Annotated in this window: 13 protein-coding genes; 2 read left to right on the plus strand and 11 right to left on the minus strand. The window is 65.9% G+C overall.

Annotated elements, in window-relative coordinates:
* Positions 1-2 precede the first annotated feature (2 nt).
* The 6 genes from pglZ to GXW83_RS01115 all read right to left on the minus strand — a co-directional run bounded on the left by pglZ (position 3) and on the right by GXW83_RS01115 (position 11,027).
* Positions 3-2,498 carry a BREX-1 system phosphatase PglZ type A gene (gene pglZ / locus GXW83_RS01090; RefSeq protein ID WP_182441000.1) on the minus strand — a complete coding sequence of 832 codons (2,496 nt, stop codon included), beginning with the start codon at positions 2,496-2,498 and terminating at the stop codon, positions 3-5.
* Positions 2,491-6,039 carry a BREX-1 system adenine-specific DNA-methyltransferase PglX gene (gene pglX / locus GXW83_RS01095; RefSeq protein ID WP_182441001.1) on the minus strand — a complete coding sequence of 1,183 codons (3,549 nt, stop codon included), beginning with the start codon at positions 6,037-6,039 and terminating at the stop codon, positions 2,491-2,493. Before pglX ends, pglZ begins: the two co-directional genes overlap by 8 nt.
* On the minus strand, positions 6,039-9,518 hold the full coding sequence (brxC, locus tag GXW83_RS01100) for a BREX system P-loop protein BrxC (RefSeq protein WP_182441002.1): 3,480 nt from the start codon (positions 9,516-9,518) through the stop codon (positions 6,039-6,041). Before brxC ends, pglX begins: the two co-directional genes overlap by 1 nt.
* A 5-nt stretch (positions 9,519-9,523) precedes the next feature.
* Complete coding sequence (locus GXW83_RS01105; protein WP_225446673.1) at positions 9,524-10,123, minus strand: DUF1788 domain-containing protein; 600 nt, start codon at positions 10,121-10,123, stop codon at positions 9,524-9,526.
* Positions 10,120-10,752 carry a DUF1819 family protein gene (locus tag GXW83_RS01110; protein ID WP_182441003.1) on the minus strand — a complete coding sequence of 211 codons (633 nt, stop codon included), beginning with the start codon at positions 10,750-10,752 and terminating at the stop codon, positions 10,120-10,122. Before GXW83_RS01110 ends, GXW83_RS01105 begins: the two co-directional genes overlap by 4 nt.
* Before the next feature lie 68 nt (positions 10,753-10,820).
* Positions 10,821-11,027 carry a helix-turn-helix domain-containing protein gene (locus GXW83_RS01115; RefSeq protein ID WP_182441004.1) on the minus strand — a complete coding sequence of 69 codons (207 nt, stop codon included), beginning with the start codon at positions 11,025-11,027 and terminating at the stop codon, positions 10,821-10,823.
* A 163-nt stretch (positions 11,028-11,190) separates the two neighbouring features.
* On the opposite strand from GXW83_RS01115, the gene GXW83_RS33640 reads away from it, so the two are divergent.
* On the plus strand, positions 11,191-11,466 hold the full coding sequence (locus GXW83_RS33640; protein WP_225447403.1) for a very short patch repair endonuclease: 276 nt from the start codon (positions 11,191-11,193) through the stop codon (positions 11,464-11,466).
* A gap of 288 nt (positions 11,467-11,754) precedes the next feature.
* The gene (locus GXW83_RS01125; RefSeq protein WP_182441005.1) at positions 11,755-12,303 is read left to right on the plus strand and encodes a GNAT family N-acetyltransferase; all 549 of its coding nucleotides are present in this window, start codon (positions 11,755-11,757) and stop codon (positions 12,301-12,303) included.
* An 81-nt stretch (positions 12,304-12,384) separates the two neighbouring features.
* Here GXW83_RS01125 and alaS read toward each other — a convergent pair whose 3' ends face one another.
* The 5 genes from alaS to GXW83_RS01150 all read right to left on the minus strand — a co-directional run bounded on the left by alaS (position 12,385) and on the right by GXW83_RS01150 (position 17,959).
* Positions 12,385-15,039 (minus strand): alanine--tRNA ligase, encoded by a 2,655-nt coding sequence (alaS, locus tag GXW83_RS01130; RefSeq protein WP_182441006.1) that lies wholly within the window; start codon positions 15,037-15,039, stop codon positions 12,385-12,387.
* A 226-nt stretch (positions 15,040-15,265) separates the two neighbouring features.
* Complete coding sequence (locus GXW83_RS01135; RefSeq protein WP_225446675.1) at positions 15,266-15,934, minus strand: HAD family hydrolase; 669 nt, start codon at positions 15,932-15,934, stop codon at positions 15,266-15,268.
* Positions 15,931-16,482, minus strand: a complete 552-nt coding sequence (locus tag GXW83_RS01140) for an orotate phosphoribosyltransferase (RefSeq protein ID WP_182441007.1) — start codon at positions 16,480-16,482, stop codon at positions 15,931-15,933. The genes GXW83_RS01135 and GXW83_RS01140 overlap by 4 nt, the downstream gene beginning before the upstream one ends.
* Positions 16,479-17,078 (minus strand): LOG family protein, encoded by a 600-nt coding sequence (locus tag GXW83_RS01145; RefSeq protein WP_182441008.1) that lies wholly within the window; start codon positions 17,076-17,078, stop codon positions 16,479-16,481. Before GXW83_RS01145 ends, GXW83_RS01140 begins: the two co-directional genes overlap by 4 nt.
* Complete coding sequence (locus GXW83_RS01150; protein ID WP_182441009.1) at positions 17,075-17,959, minus strand: hypothetical protein; 885 nt, start codon at positions 17,957-17,959, stop codon at positions 17,075-17,077. The genes GXW83_RS01145 and GXW83_RS01150 overlap by 4 nt, the downstream gene beginning before the upstream one ends.
* Between the last annotated feature and the right edge of the window lie 12 nt (positions 17,960-17,971).

Genomic DNA, 17,971 nt, shown 5'->3' on the forward strand with positions numbered 1-17,971 from the left:
CTCTAGAAATCGAAGTCCGACGCGAACGAACGCTTCAGCGTGTAGACCGCCTTGACGAAGACCCGCCACTGGTTGGTGTTGGAGATGTGCTCTTCCAGACGGAACTCCACCGCCCGGTTGTTGTAGTCGCTCGACTCCTGCCTGAGGAGCATCCGTGCACTCTGGTAACGGTCGCGCTTGTCGGTCGAGGTCTGGTCGAAGGTCAGGTCGACGAGGTTCGAGATCAGGGTCTCGCCGACGTAGAGTCCAGCCCTAAGTGTGCGGGGCTGGATCTTGTCGTTGACCGGATCGGTCTGGAAGAGCCGGACGACGACCTGTCCGGTCGTGATCTTGTCCGACTCCGGCCACACCTCGACGTTGACCAGCCGGGTGTTGCTCTTGCGCTTCTTGTTGACCGCCAGCACCGGCACAACAATCTCCTGCAGCGTCGCCCCGCCGTGGACGAAGCGTGAGCCGCCGCCGGCCAGTCGCAGGCGATGGATCGACTTGGGGATCTGGACCTCCAGCTCGCTCTCCAATCCGAGCTGAGCCGCCTCGAAGGTGGCGAAGGCCGGATCGACCTTGAGGCCCGTGCCGAGCACGAAGCGCCGGTTGACCAGCTTGATGTCGTCGCCCTGGGGCTGGGTCGATAGGAAGAAGGTGTCGGCCAGCGCCTCGTCCTGGAACAGGAAGCCGTGGTCGGCCGTGATGAAGATATTGGTGGCGTTGGCGCTGGCCAGCTTCTTCACCAGGTCCACGATGTCGCGCAACGTGTCATCCACGGCTTCGAACACCTGGCGCTCGGTGCCGGGCTTGTCTCCCGTGGCGTCGATCCGGTTGTGGTAGACGTACAAGACCCGGTTGGCCTTGTACAGCTCGCGTCGCTCGTCGGCGTTCAGGGCCTTGAAGTCCTCGGCCTGAATCGCCGAACCACCAACCGCCTCCAGGATCTTGCCCCGGAAGGTGGTGTTGTTGGTCGGCTGGTCGTCCGCCACCACCGTCTTGGCATCGGCCGAGTGCTTGAGGGTCGAGTGCGGCAACAGTGCCGCCATGCCGAGCTGGGTATAGCTGGGCAGCACCCCGAGGACCGCCTCCAGGGTTGCGTCGAAGCGGTCCTCCTGCCGGATGAGCGAACCGAGCTCGTCGGCCACCTCGTAACGCATGGCGTCGGAGACGATGACCACGGCCTTCTTGTCGCTGTCGCGCACCAGCGGCTCGATGTAGCGGGAGTAGAAGGCGGTCTGGGAACGCAACGCCATCGAGCGCCACTTCTCGACCTGGTCGACCTGCTGCTGCCAGGCGTTGCCAAGTTCGTAGACATACTTGTTGGTGTAGCGCTTCTCGACCTGCTCACGCAGCGCTTCGAGGGGCCTGGGGTACTCGGCGGTGCGGGCGGCCAAGACGAACTGCCGGTAGAGCTGGTCGATGCGGAACCACTCGCGCCGATAGCGCTCCAAGCCGTCGTCGAACGACTGCATGGTCAGGTTGAGCGAGGCCAGTTCGCCCAGTAGCTCCGAGGCGCTGGCCACAGCCGTGTAGAGCCGCTTGTATTTGTCGATCCAGGCGCTGCTTTGCCGTGCCCGGACCACCTCGGCCACCTCGCGCGGGGTGACGGTCTGCTCGGCCACTGCCCGTGCCAGGTCGCTGATGATCTTCTGGTCGGTCTCCTCGAACAGGTCGATGCTGACCAGGTCGCGGAAGCTGGCGTCCTCGATCTTCGACTTGTAGTCGAGGTCGCCGGCCGCGCGCTTGGCCAGCGCAGCCATGGCCTCCTGACTACGCCGGTCGTTGCGTAGGCTGGCGAAGTCGAGCTGGATGTTCTGCAGACCACCTGGCCTGTCCGACTTGAAGCCCTCAATGGCCCGCTGGAAGATCCACAGCACCAAGTCGTCAATGCTCGGCGTGGACGACTCATAGCGGTAGATGCGAGCCACGCCCTGCCAGTAGAAGCCGTCGAGGCCGTAGTCGGCCAGGGCGTCGTACTTGGCGTGAGCACCCTTGGCGTTCTCGGTGAGGAGCGTCCTCGTAATCTCCAGCAGGATGTGCTCACGCTGACCGAGCACCACGGCGCTGATCTTCGCCCGCAGCCGGGCGGCATCGTCCTCGGGGCTCAGCAGTACCTTCAGGCTCTGGACCCGCTTGGTGGCGTTGAAGAACTTCTCGTGCGCCTGGACGACCTCGTCGATGCCCTCGCCCGCGAGGCCGAGATCCTGGGCGACCAGTGCGGTGCGGTCGGCCGTGAAGACCCCGTAGGCCAGCTCCAGGTCGAGCAGCCAGTCCCCGATACCGTTCGGCACCTGACCGGAGCGGTAGACGAGGAACTTGCCTTCCGGCTCGTCGTGCAGCAGCCGGTTCTTGATGGCGAACTCGTCGTTGGCAACACGGATGGTCTGAATGCCGGGCAGGTCGAGACCGTCCACGTCCGCGACGTACTGGCCCTCCGGATCGTGCCAGAAGACGACCCGGTGGTTGTCGAACCAGCGCAGTAGGTGCGGACGGACCGTAGCGGCGTCACTCATCGGTGGCCTCAAGTCCAGGGATCCTCTTCAGGGCGGCTCCGAACCTCGGGTAGTTGGCCTTCACGCCATCGTCCAGGTCGATCGCCAGCTGACGAGACGCCAGCGGGTACAGCATGTCGTGCTCGTACTCCTCGAGCTCCAGCAGCACCTTGCGCAGCCGGTCGGCCTCCTTCTGGGCGGCCGCCTGCTGGCGTGGCGTCCCACCGCTGGCGGCCAGACGATCCTGCTGCTGCAGGCTCGACGAGAGCTTGGCCCGGAATTCACGCAGGTACTCGTTCAGCACCGTCGAGACCGTGGACGGCGTGTAGCGGTGCATGTAGATCAGGGCGTTGAACGATCCCTTGGGGCTGGAGAAAAGCCAGTAGATCGGGCGCTTCTTGTACCGCTGGACGTGGTCATCGTAGAACCTCGACGACGTTGCCCGAGTACCTGTCCTGACGAAGTACTCGCGGATGTCCTTGACGCCGAGCGACTCGGTAACAAAGCGCAGGTTCTCCTCGAAGTGCTGCTTCCCGAAGGCTACGCGGAGGAAGGTGCGGAAGCGAGCAACGATGTCGTCCTCGAACCAGTCGCCATCAACGATGGGGATGACGTTGTCCTTGTCCGGAGCGAACGTCGGGTTCGGCACCTTGACCAGGTAGTCCTGCACTGTGGTCCCTTGGTCGGCCAGGATGACCCCCGGCTCGTCCAGGCTGTAGCGACCAAACATGCAGCCAGTGGCGTAGGAGACGAGGTCGATGACCGCTCGCTGTTCCGCAGCGCGCACCTGCGCATCCGGTTCGAGGCTCTCGTACAAGAAGGCTGAGTTACACCAGAGCGACACAGACGACAGCCGGACGTCCGGCCGCACCTCGCCGTCGAGCTGGAACAGGCGAGCGAAGATCTCGTTGTTCTGCTCCTCCAATGCGGCCTGCCTATGGACGACACCATCCGCCTCATGCAGGAGTGCGCCACACCGCTCCGCCAGCAACACTTCCTCCGCGCTTCCGGTGGAGAGCAACGGGTTCCACTGGAATCCCCATGAGAGTTCCTGGCTGTCCCAGTCGCTCTTCGCCACATCGACAAGCTCCCCCACAGTGGCGGCCACCTCGCTGTAGCTGGCCTCGGGTGGCGCGGGGAGCCTAGCGATATCGCCGGATTGGAAATTGAGAGTCGGCGACAGGAGCTCTAGGGAACGTTCTGCGACGCTCGAGTTTAGAAAGCCCAGAATCGCAACTCGCTGCTCGTCGGTGTCCGCGAACAGTGACACCCCCGCTCCATCGAACACAAACCCCTGTGGGAACAATCGGAACGATGTCGAACTCGTGGCGATCTTCGTCCATGCGACGCACGGCTGGAAGTAGTACTGGCGAGAAGGGAGGTGATTGCCTTGATTGCTAAGAATCTCGTAGTTGGCGGCGTCAAATGCGATGACACTCTGCTGATTTCCGTACCACCGACGATATGCCCCGCCCTTGTTGTACGGGAACCACTTCCGGTCAGTGGCATGGGCTTCAGTAGTGGAGCCTGCACTGAGCATCGACTTGGAGCTTGAGACTTCCCACCAGTCGCGCACGAATCTTGCGTTGTCACCCGTGTTCATGCCCGTTCGTGGCTGGAACATCTCGCCAAGTGGTACACCACTCGACATCGCCGCGACCAGCGCCGGACTCGCTGCATAGGCGATCGGAGCTCCAGGCAGACCGAGCATCGTAGAGCTGCTCGATACGTGTAGCCGCGCCACATCCTGCCCACTCGCCACAGACAGAAGAGCGGTGGACTTACCCCTCTCCCCAGAATCGTCAACCAGCCGAACAAAGGCTCCACGCCTTCCTGGCCCTGACGACGCTGCCACCTCGAAAACGAACGCGGTGGTCGACACAACTGCGCCGCCGATACTGTCAAAGGCGCCTGTACCCAAGTGTGCCATTGACTCAAGAGCATGGTTCTTCAATAGCGCCGCTCGCATGGCAGCGAACGATGACAGGAACATCCACGATTGCATAGTGATCATCGCCACTCGGCCGAGCGGCACTGCTAGCTCCGCCGCCCGCTCAATGAAGCACGCGAACAAGTCTGCCTTCGCCTTCGGGAAGGCTCTCTTGGTCCATTCGGACAGGCGCGCATTCATGTTGCCGCTACCCATGTAGGGCGGGTTCGCAACGACAGTGGCGTACCGCGGCGCGAGGTACTCGGCTTGGAGTACGACTCGCTCCGCCCAGTCGAGCACGTTAGCGAGGAGGATGTCTCCGCCGTCATCGAGCTGAGCGATGTGCTGCTTGAGGCGAGCCGTCAGTTCTGGGTCTGGCTGAATGAGCGATCCGAACGTGTCGGCGTGCTCGAACTGGTTCCAGAAGTCCGCCTCGGCGTGCTTGTCGCCACCGCGCGTCAGTAGGAAGTCGATCTCGTCCGGTGTGAAGCGGATCGGGTCGAGAACGCAGACGTTGGACTCAACCTTTTTGTTGAAGAACGTGCGCTGCTTGGCGCGCGCCTTCATGTTCAGAGCAAAGGCGGCGAGTGCTCCAGCTCGCGGGTCGATCTCCACGCCGTAGAGGTTGTTGGTCAGGATCAGGGCGGGGATCGCGGCTGGGGCGTAGCCCTCTTCCTCGTAGATGGCGTACAGCAGGTCGAAGGCGTAGGTCAGCATGTGGCCCGATCCGCATGCCGGGTCGACGACCTTGAGCTCCTCGGGGCCGGTGATCTTAAGGAAGTCGGTCTCCTGGTCGACCGGGGCGATGTAGTACTGCATCTGGTCGACCAGGCGCGAGGTCGGGCGGTTGAGCATCCACAGCCGGCCGAGGGAGTTCTCGACGAGGTAGCGGACGATCCAGTGCGGCGTGAATAGCTGGGTGGCTGCGGGGATCTCGTCGGCACCGGCCTTCTTGTTCTTCTTGAACCCGGCGAAGACCTCGTCCTTACGCTCCGAGATGTAGAACTGGTACAGCCAGCCGATGACCTCGACGTCCTGGCAGACGTCCTTGGTGAGCACCTTGACCGCACGGCTCGGCACGGAGTCGTCGGCCAGGAGGTTGGCGGGGATGAGCAGCTCGGTGAAGTCGCCCTCGTGCTCGAACATGAACGGCATAGCGCGGTTCCAGTAGTGGCAGTAGTCCGCGAGCAGCAGGGCGTAGGCCTCGCCCTGGGCGTCGTCACTCTGGCGGGTGCCGTTGAGAAGTGCCGTCACTGTCTCGCAAGTCTTGCCTCCGACCACTGCGGTGTCGAAGTTGCCGCGCTTGGCCTCTGCCAGGATCTCGGGCTGACCGGTCTCGACGCCGGCCTGCGGGGAGACGACGCCGATGCCGGTGTAGCCGTTGGCGTCCATGAAGCGCAGAGCAATGATCCGGTTAAACCAGGTGTAGGCGACCTTGTCGGCGACCGCGGCCTTGCCTTTGTCTCCCCCACCAGCCGCCGTGACGGCCTTCTCCAGGGTTTCGACGGCTGTGGGCTGCTCCACCCGCTTGGACGAGGCAGGAGCCAGCACAACGGCGATCCGGGCGGTCACCTCGCGGATGAGCGCGGTCCGTGCCCAGGTGGCGAACGACTTCAGCGGTGCGGTTTCCATCAGAGAGAGATTCGCTTTCCGTCGTTCAGGGTCTTCACGAGCGCAGAGCGCAGGGCGTCGAGGTAGCGGTCGACGTCCGCCTCTGTTTCCAGTACTCCGGAGACGCCGGTAGCGGAAATGGTCTTGACCGACACGGTCTGCTTCGGCGGCGGTGGCGTGCCACCTTCGCCGTCGCCGTCGACCTGCTGCGAGGCAGCCAGCTGGTCGAGCAGACCCGGGTAGACGGTTTCCTCGAAGCTCGAGCCGGTCTCACGGATGAGGGCGATCTGGTTCTGGGTACGAACGCGGGCGATCGTCTGATCGACACGGCGCAGCACGCTTTCCTGGGCGTCCGGTGTCGCCTTGGCGTAGAAGGCGCTCTGCTCGATCTCGGACTTGCGTCCCTCGATCGCCTCAACGACCTCGGCGCAGTTGGTAGCGATGACCTGGTCGATCTGATCGCGCAGCTGGTCGGTGGCCTGCTTGAGCTGGGCCATCTTGTTCCCACGGAAGGCATTCGGGTCGTCGAGCGCCGTGCGCACCGTGGCGTCGCGGCCGGACGGCAGGTAGCCAAGGTTGCTGCTGTGGGTGGTCAGCAGAGCAACGGCGTCGTCGTAGATGGTCTTCTGGCCGCCACTGAGGAAGGCCTGGATCGGGTCGATCGTGGACTCCTTGGCGTCGAGCAGATCGTCGCCAAGGTTGAAGTCGGTCAGGTGCCAGTCGTCGGACTTGCCGACCACCTGGTCCAGCAGGTCGATCGGGGCCGAGAGCTGAGCCACGAACGGGTACTTCGAGCCGGTGATCGTGGCCTTGAGCTCGTCGCGCTTGGCCTTCAGCTTGTCGGCGCCGTGGCGGGCCAGCTCCAGCGGATCCTTGGGGGTGTTGCCCTCGTCGAAGAAGTCGGTGCAGAACTTGCGGAAGGCCGCGACCTTGCGCTCGTCGAAGGTCCTCTGCGGAGAGACCACGGCGTGGGCGTGCTTCTGAGTGTTGCGCAGCGCCGTGGCGACCTCAGATCGCTTGAGGACGTTGCCGTCGACGGTGAGCGTGACCTTGGAGGTGCCGATCAGGTGGGCGATCAGGACTTCGATCGAGGCCAGGTCCCAGCCGTACGGCTTGGCCGTGAAGCTGTCGACGATCGTCTTGACCGTGACCTGCTCGCCGAGGGCCTCCTTGCGCAGGACGAACGACAGCACCTCCTCCGACGGCGCGAACAGCTTGCTGGCGTCGGCGGCGTCGAACAGGCCACCGTCGGGGTTAGCTGCTCCGGCGACCTGCTGCTCGCTGTACGTCCTGCCGTCGAGGAGCTTGAGCTGCGTGTAGGTGCGGCTGATCAGGTCCTGGAAGCCATCAGTCACCCGGACCAGCGCGTCCTGAGAGCTGGACGTGATGTCGGCGGCATTGATGACCAGAGTGGACTTGCCCACCGATGCCTTGACCCGCTCAATCAGCTCCTTCTCGCGGTCGATGTTCTGCGCACCCTTGGTCTGCAGGATCTGGCCCTCGATAGCCGAGATCGAGGTGCCCTGCTTCCGTTTGATGTACTTCTCGGTCTTGATCAGCAGGCGCAGGTCCGACAGCACCCGGGCGTCCGGCTCGAGGATGACGCGCAGCTCGTCCTTGCCCGCGCTGTGCATGCGGATCTCTTCGGGCGAGTACGGGTACTCCGGGGAGATGAAGTGGACCGCCAGCTCCTTCTGGGAGCCGTGGACCTGGTCGTCGAGCTTGAAGCCGAACGGGAAGTCCTGCCCATTCTTGGCGTAGCGGATCTTGCTGGCCTTGATGACGTCACCGGACAGGATCTTGAACAACCGGCCGCTGATCTCGGAGGCGTCGATGTCGACGTTCTTGATCTCCTCCTCGATAACCTGCTCTTCGTTGGTCAGGTACTCGTAGGTGTTGCCATTGCGCTGTATGTAGGTCTGGGTCTCCAGAACGGTCAGCGCCTCCTTGACCTGCTCCGACAGCGCCGGGAGGTCGAGGCCGAAGCGGTCGTAGACCAGCACGGTCAGGTTGCGCGGGGTGGCCTGGAAGCTCTCGACGTACTTGACCAGGAACAGCGCCTTCAGCAGCCGGACGGCCAGGTCGTTGTCGAGGTTGCGCTCGGCAACGTCGATCGAGCGCTGGGCTGCCGACTTCAGCGAGGCGCGGATGCCGGCGAACATGCTGTCGAACGTCGCAAGCTGGCTGACCTCGACGTTGCCGATGTCCTTGGCGACCTGCTGGACGACGCCGAGCATCGAGCGCTCGCCGACCGAACTGTTCCGTCCCTCGAAGACGTTATGGTCGGAGATGCCCTCGATTGCGGCCTGGAACAGCGGGAACTGGTAGCTGACGAACGGGTAGGTCCCGACGAAGTGCGCCTCGTCGGTGTAGTTGCGGTAGGTCTTAGCCCCGTCGACGAAGTCGAACAGCGTCTTGAAGTTGGCGTGCTGTTCGGAGTAGATCACGGACAGCGCACCGACACCGGCGTCGTTCTTCTCCAGCAGACGCTTGCGGATGACCTCCTCGACGTCGGCACTGGTCAACTTGAGGCGGGTCTTGAACCGGGCCTGGATCTTGGAGAAGTCGTTGCCCTGTTGCCGGGTGCGGTCGCCAATGACCTTCTCCATGTCCTCTTGGCTGGTCACGAATACCCACGCCCGGCCACCGCACTTGGTGTTGAGCGACTCAGCGATGGTCTGCAGGTTGAGCATCAGCTTGGTGTCGGAGCCGATGAACTGGCCAACCTCGTCCACAAAGAAGTTCAGCCGGAAGGTTGGGTCGCCCTGCTTGTCCAGCCAGGCCTTGACCTCGTCGGCGAAGTCCTCGATCGAGACCGAGTGCGAGGCGCTGTACTGCCGGATGATGCCGTCGGCCGTCCCGCCGTTGATCTCGGCGAAGGCCCGGTCGATGCTCGGCCCCTCCAAGGCGCTCTGCTCGCGTCCCCGGGTCCACGGGATGCCAGCGATGCGCTCGAACGCTTCCTTGAAGGCGTGGTACTGGCCGCGGTTGTCGAGATCGCGCTCGAAGCGGGCGACGTGGCCCTGGTTGCCGTAGTAGCCCCGAGACTCGTCGAACACCTTGGCGAACACCTTGAGCAGGGCGTCGGTCTGATCCTTGGAGATCAGGGTGGCCTTCTGGTCGATGTTGAACAGCAGGCTCTTCGCCGGAATCCGGTCGGCCTTGTTAAGCAGGCCAGGCAGGAAGGCGTCCGGGGTCTTAGAGCGGAAGCTGTCCGAGACGCTTTGGCGCGGGTAGCCCTGGCCTTCAACGTCACCCAGCAGGTGGGCGAGCATCTTGAGCATGTGCGACTTACCGGAGCCGAAGAAGCCGGAGATCCACACGCCGTTGGCGTTGGTGTAGGAGGTGTACTCCTCCAGCAGAATCTCCAGCCCCTTGGCCGCCTCGTTGGTCAGGACGTACTCGTCAACCTCAGTACCCAGGTGCGCGGCGTCATCGGCCTTGATGACGCCCTCGATCGGACGCTGGATGTCCTTGGCGAAGATCTGGTCGAGCTGCATCGAGCTCACGCCTCCTGTTCCAGGATGTTCTTGGCTCGGTAGTACTGGTCGTCTTTGAGCCGACCGAACAGCACGAGCGATGAGCCCAACGTGTCGGACTGCTCGTAGCGGCCCGGGAAGTACATGAGCATCGGCTTGCCCGTGACCACCGACTGCAGGTTGTTCAGGATGTTGTGCGAGCGGATGTACGGAAAGGCCTCACCGATACCGGTGAGGAAGAAGATGTCGAAGGTCTCGGTAACGAGCCGATCGCGAATCGCCGGGGCAATGTGCAGCTGGGGGTCGAGCATCCCCTGGAGCATCTCGCGGAAATCGGCCTTGTCCTGGTCCGGCTCGATCGCCAGCACCCGATCCCAGACGTTCCGTTCTTTGAGCAGTTCGACCGACAGGTCATAGAGGTTGATCTCGAAGACCGTCACCCCAGCGCCGGCCAGCCGGTTCTTGATCCGCTTCTTGGCCGCGGCGACGGTCAGCGCGTCCTCTGGCGGGTATGGGTAGATGAAGAAAGGGACCTCGCTGCTCAGGCCTTCCATCTGCAGGAAGCGCCGGCCACTGAGCACCGCGAACAGGTGCTCCTCCTGCTCGGGCAGGGTCTTCGGGATCACGATGCAGTCCCCTGCTCGGTAGCGGTCTGGGTCGGGAAGAAGCGCAGGTCACTCGGTGTGCGGGCAATCAGCCCCGCCGCCACCCGCTCGGACAACACAGCAGGCATGATGCAGCCCGCCTCGGACAGGAGCTCGGCCTCCCGCAGCATCTTGAACACGTTTGACCTCAGCTTCTGCAGCGTCGACTCCTTGATGGCCGCCAGCTCCTCGTGCCAGAGCGCCTTGGTACGGACGAAGCTGTCGAAGTCCTCATAGGCCAGCGTCGAGGCCAGGATGAGGTACCGCTCGCGCAATACCTCCTCGGCGAACTCCCCGATGAGCTCGTAGCGGCGGCAGGCGGCTGCCCACATGAGATGCGCCCGCTCCGACGCCGTGGTCTCGACCAACAGCTCGACCTCGTCGTCCGAGAGGGTCGACAGGCGCTTGACCGCCTCCCGCACCAGTCGAACGCCCGTGCGATACGTCCGAGCCTGCAGGAGGTTTCCCTCAACCGCCTCGTCCCGGACCTGCTCCCAATCTCGACGCTCGACGTAAACGGGAGCGAGCAGCGCACCCTCACGCGCCAGGAGGGCACCTGTCGTGAACGACAGGGCGTAGCGCCGAGGCGACGGGACGAGAGCATCATTCACGAGAGTCCTCCTCTCCAGATTTGGGCAAGTCGATCAGGATACCTTTGGGCACCGACACTGGCGGCTGTTCAGCCTGGGTCCGGGGCCAGATCGTCGCCCGTAGAGGCGGCGCTGCCACTCCTGACCCACTCGTCGACCTCGCTGGCCTGGAACTTCCATAGCCTGCCGACCTTGTGGGCGGGCATGCCCTTCTCAGCGATCCAGGCGTAGACCGTGTCCTTGCTGACGCCAAGGTGAGCCGCAATGTCGTCGGCAGAGAGCCAGGGGTCCGACAAGAGATGCACCTCCACAGGCGAGCGGACCCACGAAGCAGTCCGCGCTCCACCCTACCGAACGAGACCGGTTGTCACCGGGTTTTGCCAGGTATGCCAGGCAACGACCGGGTCGATGCTGCACGCATGAGGACTCCGCTACCGCGTCGCCGCTCGACCGCTCGGAATTGGCCGTAGAGCTGACGTCCTCTTCCCGCAGGATAGAGTCGCGGTCTTCGTAGACGGATGCTTCTGGCACGGCTGTCCCGAGCACCACCGCGCCTCGACGAAGAACCCCGAGTTCTGGACGGATAAGGTGCAACGAAATCGTCTGCGAGACGCAGGACACCAACCAGCATTTGATGAACGCGGGCTGGACGGTCATCCGCGTATGGGAACACGAGGAAGCTGCCACAGCGGCCGACAGGATCGCGGAGGTACGAGCAGGACAGCCCCGAAGTGAACGGTGGCCGACGCCGACACGCTGGGCGCCAACTGTGCGGTGCGCCTATCACCCCAGGTGGAACCTGAGGTCCGGAGCGTGCTGAAGAATCAGTGTCGGCGGCGGTTGAACCGTGGTTTCAGAGAGCGTTGACAAGGCGCTCCCGCTGCGCGATTGAAGAAGATCCAGGTGGCGTACGGCCCTGCTTGTAGGTGGCTGAGGCCTCGGCTACCCCGCGGAACGGCTGGTGCCATCGCACGCTCGCGGCTCAACGAGCGGCAGGTCACCGCTCGGCCGACACTTGATTGCGTGACCAGGCGATCAATCCATAGATCGACGGCGCCCGGCCCAAGCGAAATTGTAGTGCTGCGGCGGTTCGCGGAGGGCAACTCCATCGACGAGCTGACAGGCCTGCTTCATCGCGCTTACTCCGGTCATGCCGCCGAAGGGCGGGTGTTCTTCGCCTCGTACCAGTCCGTCCAGGACACGACCAACCGGCTGCGGGCGGGCGAGTGCTGGCTAGCTGTGCGGGGGAATGAGCTGGTGGGCACCGTAACGGTGGCGGCTCCGTACGAGGCCCCGGTCGGGTACCCGGCCCCTGCAGGTTCGGGGTCGTTCTGGCAGTTGGCGGTGGATCCGTCGCAGCGCGGTACCGGCCTCGGGCAGCGGCTCCTGTCGCTCGCGGAGGAAAGGATCGCCGCCCGGGGGTCTACGCAGGTGGTCATCGACACGTCGGCCCAGGCCGCCGACCTCGTCGGATGGTATGGCCGACGTGGTTACGTGCCGATCGGGACGTGGCAGTGGGATGTGACCAACTACGAGAGCGTCGTCCTCTTGAAGGACCTGTCGGCGGCCTGATTGCCTTGCGGTGAGCGGTTGGCGGGCGTATCCCCAAGTCGGGGACACACCCGCAGACCGGCGTCCGACGCCGTGACGGAGCTATCGGTCGAGGAGCTGTGCGGCTACCTGAGCGGCAATGGTGAGGGCTTCGTCGAGGGCCTCGATACGGCGCCCGCCGGCGTTGGCGACGGCTCCCTTGCCACCGGCTCCGCCACCGACGGCGCGGGCCGCAGAGGCGAGGATCTGGCTGGCCTGGGTGTTGGCGGCGTGGAGGCTGTGGGTGATCGCGGCGGCGAGCAGGGCCTTGCCGTCGTGCTCGGTGCCTAGGACAACGACTGCGTGGTCGCCATTGAGGAGGTCGGCGGTGTTGGTGGCCAGTGTGCGGAGTTCGGCCGGGCCGAGGTCGGTCATCTTCTCGGCGACGATCCGGCCGCCGGTGACCAGGCGGGCGGATGCCGCGAGCTGCTGGGCACGGCTTCGCAGCTCAGCCTCGCGGAGGTGACCGAGTTGCTGCTGGGCGGTGGCCAGGGCGTCGAGGCGCTTGCGGAGGGCGCCCGGGGCGTCAGCCGGCCGGGTGCCGAGCAGGGTGGAGAGTTCTTCGAGGAGGCGGCGTTCGGTGTCGTAGTAGTCCAGGGCGTCGCGGCCGGTGAGGGCTTCGATGCGGCGGAGGTTGGAGCCGATCGAGGCTTCGCCGAGGATGCGGACGGGGCCGGCGTTGGAGCCGTGGCCGACGTGGGTGCCGCCGCAGAGTTCGCGGGAGAAGTCGCCGATGTCGACGATGCGGACGTGGTCGCCGTACTTCTCGCCGAACAGGGCCGTGGCGCCTGCGGCCTCCGCGTCGGCGCGGGAGGCGGTCCAGATGCGGACTTCGGGGTCGTCGAGGAGGTGGTCGTTGACCAGGGTCTCGATGGCGGCCAGTTGGGTGGGGTCGACGGCGGAGAAGTGGGTGAAGTCGAAACGCAGGCGGCTGGCGTCGACGAGGGAGCCGTGCTGGTGGGCGTGGTCGCCGAGGGTGCGGCGGAGCATGGCGTGCAGGACGTGGGTGGCGGAGTGGGAGCGGGCGACCGCGTCGCGGCGGCGGCCGTCGACGGCGGCTTCGGTCAACTCGCTGGTGCGGACCTCGCCTTCGACGACGCGGACGGTGTGGACGTGGAAACCCTCCAGGCCGAGCTTGGTGTCCAGGACTTCCAGGACAGCGCCGTCGGTGGTGCGGATGGTACCGGTGTCGCCGACCTGGCCGCCGGACTCGGCGTAGAACGGGCTGCGGTTCAGGACGAGTTCGACGGTGTCGCCCTGTTCGGCGGCGGGCACGACGGTGCCGTTGCCGATGAGGCCGAGGATGGTGGCTTCGGCGTTGAGCCGGTCGTAGCCGACGAAGTCGGTGCGGCCGTGCTGGGCGGAGAGTTCGCGGTAAGCGTCCTGGCGTCGGAGGGCTTCGGTGGTCTTGGCCTTGCCGCCTGCCTTGGCTCGTCGCTGCTGTTCGGTGAGTAGGGCGGCGAAGCGGTCCTCGTCGACGGTCAGGCCGGCGTCGCGGGCGGCCTCGATGGTGAGTTCCACGGGGAAGCCGTAGGTGTCGTGCAGTTCGAACGCGGTGTCGCCGGCGAGCGAGGGCGATCCGGTACCGCGGGTGTGCGTGATGGCGGCGTCCAGCAGTCGGGTGCCCTGGGTGAGGGTTCGGGCGAAGGACTCCTCCTCCGAGGTGACGACCTGCTCGATCAGCGAGGAGTGGCCGGCGAGTTCAGGCCAGACGTCGCTGAGGTTGGCGATGACGCTGGCGGTGGCTTCCGGGAGGGCGGGGCCGGTGATGCCGAGCAGGCGGGCATGCCGGATCGCGCGGCGCATGAGGCGTCGCAGGATGTAGCCGCGTCCGTCCTTGGCGGGCAGGACGCCGTCGGCGATGAGGAAGGCGACGGAGCGGGCGTGCTCGGTGACGACCTGGAAGGAGACCTTCTCCTCGCCGGTGCCGGGGTATTCGCGGCCGGCGAGTTCCTGGACGGCCTTCAGGGTGGGCAGGAGCAGGTCGGTGGTGCAGACGTTCTCGACGCCCTGGAGGATCGCGGCGAGGCGGTCGAGGCCGAGGCCGGTGTCGATGCTCTGCTGGGCGAGGTCGCCGAGGATCGGGAAGTTGCCCTTCTTGTCGCCTTCGCCGCGCTGGGACTGCATGAAGACGAGGTTCCAGATCTCCATGTAGCGCTCGCCGTCGACGGCGGGGCCGCCTTCGGGGCCGAAGGCGGGGCCACGGTCGTAGTGGAGTTCGGAGGAGGGTCCGCAGGGGCCGGGGACGCCCATGGACCAGAAGTTGTCGTCCATGCCCAGGCGTTGGATGCGCGAGGCGGGGACGCCGATCTTGCGCCAGAGCTGTTCGGCTTCGTCGTCGTCCTCGTAGACGGTGACCCAGAGCTGGTCCTTCTCCAAGTTGTAGCCCTGGGTGAGGAGTTCCCAGGCGTAGGCGATGGCGTCGGCCTTGAAGTAGTCGCCGAAGGAGAAGTTGCCGAGCATCTCGAAGAAGGTGGCGTGCCGGTTGGTGCGGCCGACGTTGTCGATGTCGGAGGTGCGGGCGCACTTCTGGAGGCTGGTGGCGCGCGGGTGCTCTGGGGTGACCTCGCCCAGGAAGTAGGGCTTGAACTGGTTCATGCCGGCGTTGGCCAGCAGCAGGGTCGGGTCGGAGGGGATGAGTGGACTGGACGGGACTTGGCGGTGACCGCGGTTGGTGAAGTAGTCCAGGAAGGTGGAGCGGATCTGCGTCGAGCGCATGGCGGTATGGCCCTCACGGAAGAGTCGTGGAGAGGTGGGGGGTGATCACACGCCGAGCCGGGCCGAGAACAGGGACTGAGAGGTTCTCAGTTCTCCAGCTCGACGCAGATAGCTCGCGCCCCCACGGTGTAGACCATGACTCCAGATCCGTTGCTCACAGGTGGTGCGGCCAGCACTGACAGAACGGTGTGCTGTGGCCGCACCACCAAGAGTAGCGGGTCCGGTGTCAAGATCGCTTGGCTTCTTCTGATCGCTGCCCGATGCCGACCAGAAGGAGCAGTGCGGCGGTGATGTCCAGCGAGTGGGGAAGGACGACGTCGGCGCCGGCCTGGGCGAGCGCCTCGGGGCCGGCGAAGCCCCAGCCCGCGCCGACGGCGATGACTCCGGCTGCGCGGGCGGCGTGCACGTCGGTCTCCAGGTCGCCGACGAAGACGGCTTCGCTGGGAGCGACGCCGAGCTGGTCGAGGGCGAGGAGCAGGCCGTCGGGGGCGGGCTTGGGTGTTGCGTCCTCGTAGCAGACGACGGTGTCGACCAGGGCGAGGATGTCGGGCGGCAGGAGCCAGGGAAGTCGGCGTCGGCTCCTCAGGGTGATGACGCCGGTTGCCACGCCGAAGGCCCGCAGTGCGGTGAGCGTCTCGCGGACGTACTGGAAGACCTGGCAGCTGAGGGTGGCGGTGGCCGTGGCGGCGTCCCAGCGGTCCTCGTTGATCTCGCCTTGCAGTCCCAAGTCGGCCATCACCCGCTGACGCGGGGTGCTCGCCGCGTGGGCGGGAAGGTCGGCAACGGTGACTCGGCGGCCGAGCGCGGAGGTCGCGAAGCCTGCCAGGGTTGCGAGTTGGGCACTGCGGCTGTCGACGAGAACGCCGTCGAGGTCGAAGAGCACGGCTCGCTTCACGTGCACTCACCCGCCCGTGGAGCCGGTAGGTCTGCCTCGGTGAGCAGGGCGTGCAGGGTGACGCGGTGGTCGGCCAGCATCATCCGGCCGCCGAGGGGGCGCTCCAGGACGCACAGGGCGTCGGTGACCGGCGCGCCGACCATCCGCAAGGTGCGTGCCATGGTGAGCAGTTGGCCACCCGAGCGGACAACGTCGTCGACGAGCACGGCACGTCGGCCGTCGACGGTGGCGCCCTCGATCTGGCGTCGTGAGCCGTAGCGCTTGGGCTGCCGCCGTAGGAAGACGGCGGGCAGGCCGGTGGCGGCGGACAGGGCGACGACGAGGGGGACGCCGCCCAGCTCGACGCCGGCCAGGACCTCGGCGCTGTCGGGGACGAGGGCTGCCATTGCCGTGGCGGTGTCGCGCAGCAGTGCGGGGTCGCTCGCGAGGCGGTACTCGTCGAAGTAGGAGTCGAGTTGAGAGCCGGTGGCGAGCTTGAACGGGGCGGTGACGCAGGCGGTTTCGGCGAGCCTGGCCGCGAGGCCGGCGGGCGCGGAGCTGGTGGTCATGCTCCTCCGATCGGGGCTGTGTCGATGGTGGCGAGTCGGGTGCGGAATGCGTCCGGTGACTCGATGGCACTCAAGAAGCCGAGGGATCGGGTCGGGGTCTCGAAGAGCCACTTCTCCTCGCGCAGAAAGGCGAGCAGCCGAAGGGCCGTGGGCCCGGTGACGAAGACCGGCACGGGCCGGATGGTGGTCGCGTAGTAGAGGGCGGCGGTCAGTTCGTGCAGGGTTCCGACGCCTCCGCCCATCGCGACGATCAGATCGGCGTGCTCCAGGTAGTAGTTGAGGCGGGCACCGAGGTCGGGCAGGTGCACCGAGATGGTGGCGTGCCGGTTGAACGCTCCCCACTCGTCGTGCTTGCCGAGCAGGGTGACCGCGGTGACGGTAGCGCCCTGGCCGCCGGCTCCGCGCGCGGCGGCCTCCATAAGTCCGTTGTAGCCGCCATGGAGGAGCGAGTACCCCGCCTGGGCCAGGGTCCGGCCGATGTCCTCGGCGAGCGCCTCTTCCTCGGCGGAGGCGGGGACGACGCCGCCGAAGAAGACGGCGGTGCGGCCCTCTCGGGCCCGGCTGGCGGCCGGGCCCGAGAGGTGGAGTGCGTTCACACCAGTTCCAGGTAGGTGCGGTAGGCGGCGACGGCCTCGCGCAGCCTGTCGAGTGCCTCCGGGCAGGCCCGGTCCACCAGGTCGAGGACACGCTCGATCGCGGCGTCGACGTCCCCGGCCAGCGGGATCGCCGGCCCGTTGATCGCCGCGTCCAGGTCGCCCAGGCAGGCCCGGCCGATCGGCGTGACGGCGATCTCCTCGCGCAGCTGGTACCAGCCCCAGTACCGGGAGTTGGGGGCGAGGGCGGTCTTGATGAGGTCCTTCGTGGCGGTGTGCAGCCGGTGCCACTCGGCGTACGCGACGAACCGCTGGCCGCGCTTGATGCGCTTGTGCAGCAGCACGGCCAGCACCAGGTGCTCGATCAGCAGCTCGGTGGAGGTACGCGGCCGGGCGAGGAACTCGGCGGTGAAGTGTTCGGCCACCGCGACAGCTTCCAGTCCGCTGGGAGCCGGCTGGCGGTCGAGGAGTGAGGCGGTGGCGACCGTCGCCCGCAGGTGCGGGATGCGCGAGGAGGGCGCGAGGTAGAGGTCGATCTGGTGCAGCCGGCCCTCGTACGGGATGAGGAAGACCGTCCCGACCCCGCCGAGGTCGGCGACGATCGTGTCGCGCCAGCCGGGCAGCAGCGCGCCGGCCTCGATGGACATCAGGTCGTCCAACGCGCTCACGAAGGCGGGCAGCTGGGCGTCGTCAATCCCGGCAACGAAGTCGACATCCGAGAGGCGGTCGGCGGTGCCGTGGGCCAGCGAGCCGCGGACCATCAGGTGGGTCACCGCCGGGGAGGCGGCGAGGATGTCGGCGAGCTTCGTCAGGAGGGGAAGCTGGGCCGGGCGGTTGGCCTGGGTGAGTTCGGCCAGGTGCAGGGCCGGAACCAGGGTGGGCATGCGCGTTCTCCC

It is taken from the genome of Streptacidiphilus sp. PB12-B1b, assembly GCF_014084125.1.
Taxonomy (GTDB): domain Bacteria; phylum Actinomycetota; class Actinomycetes; order Streptomycetales; family Streptomycetaceae; genus Streptacidiphilus.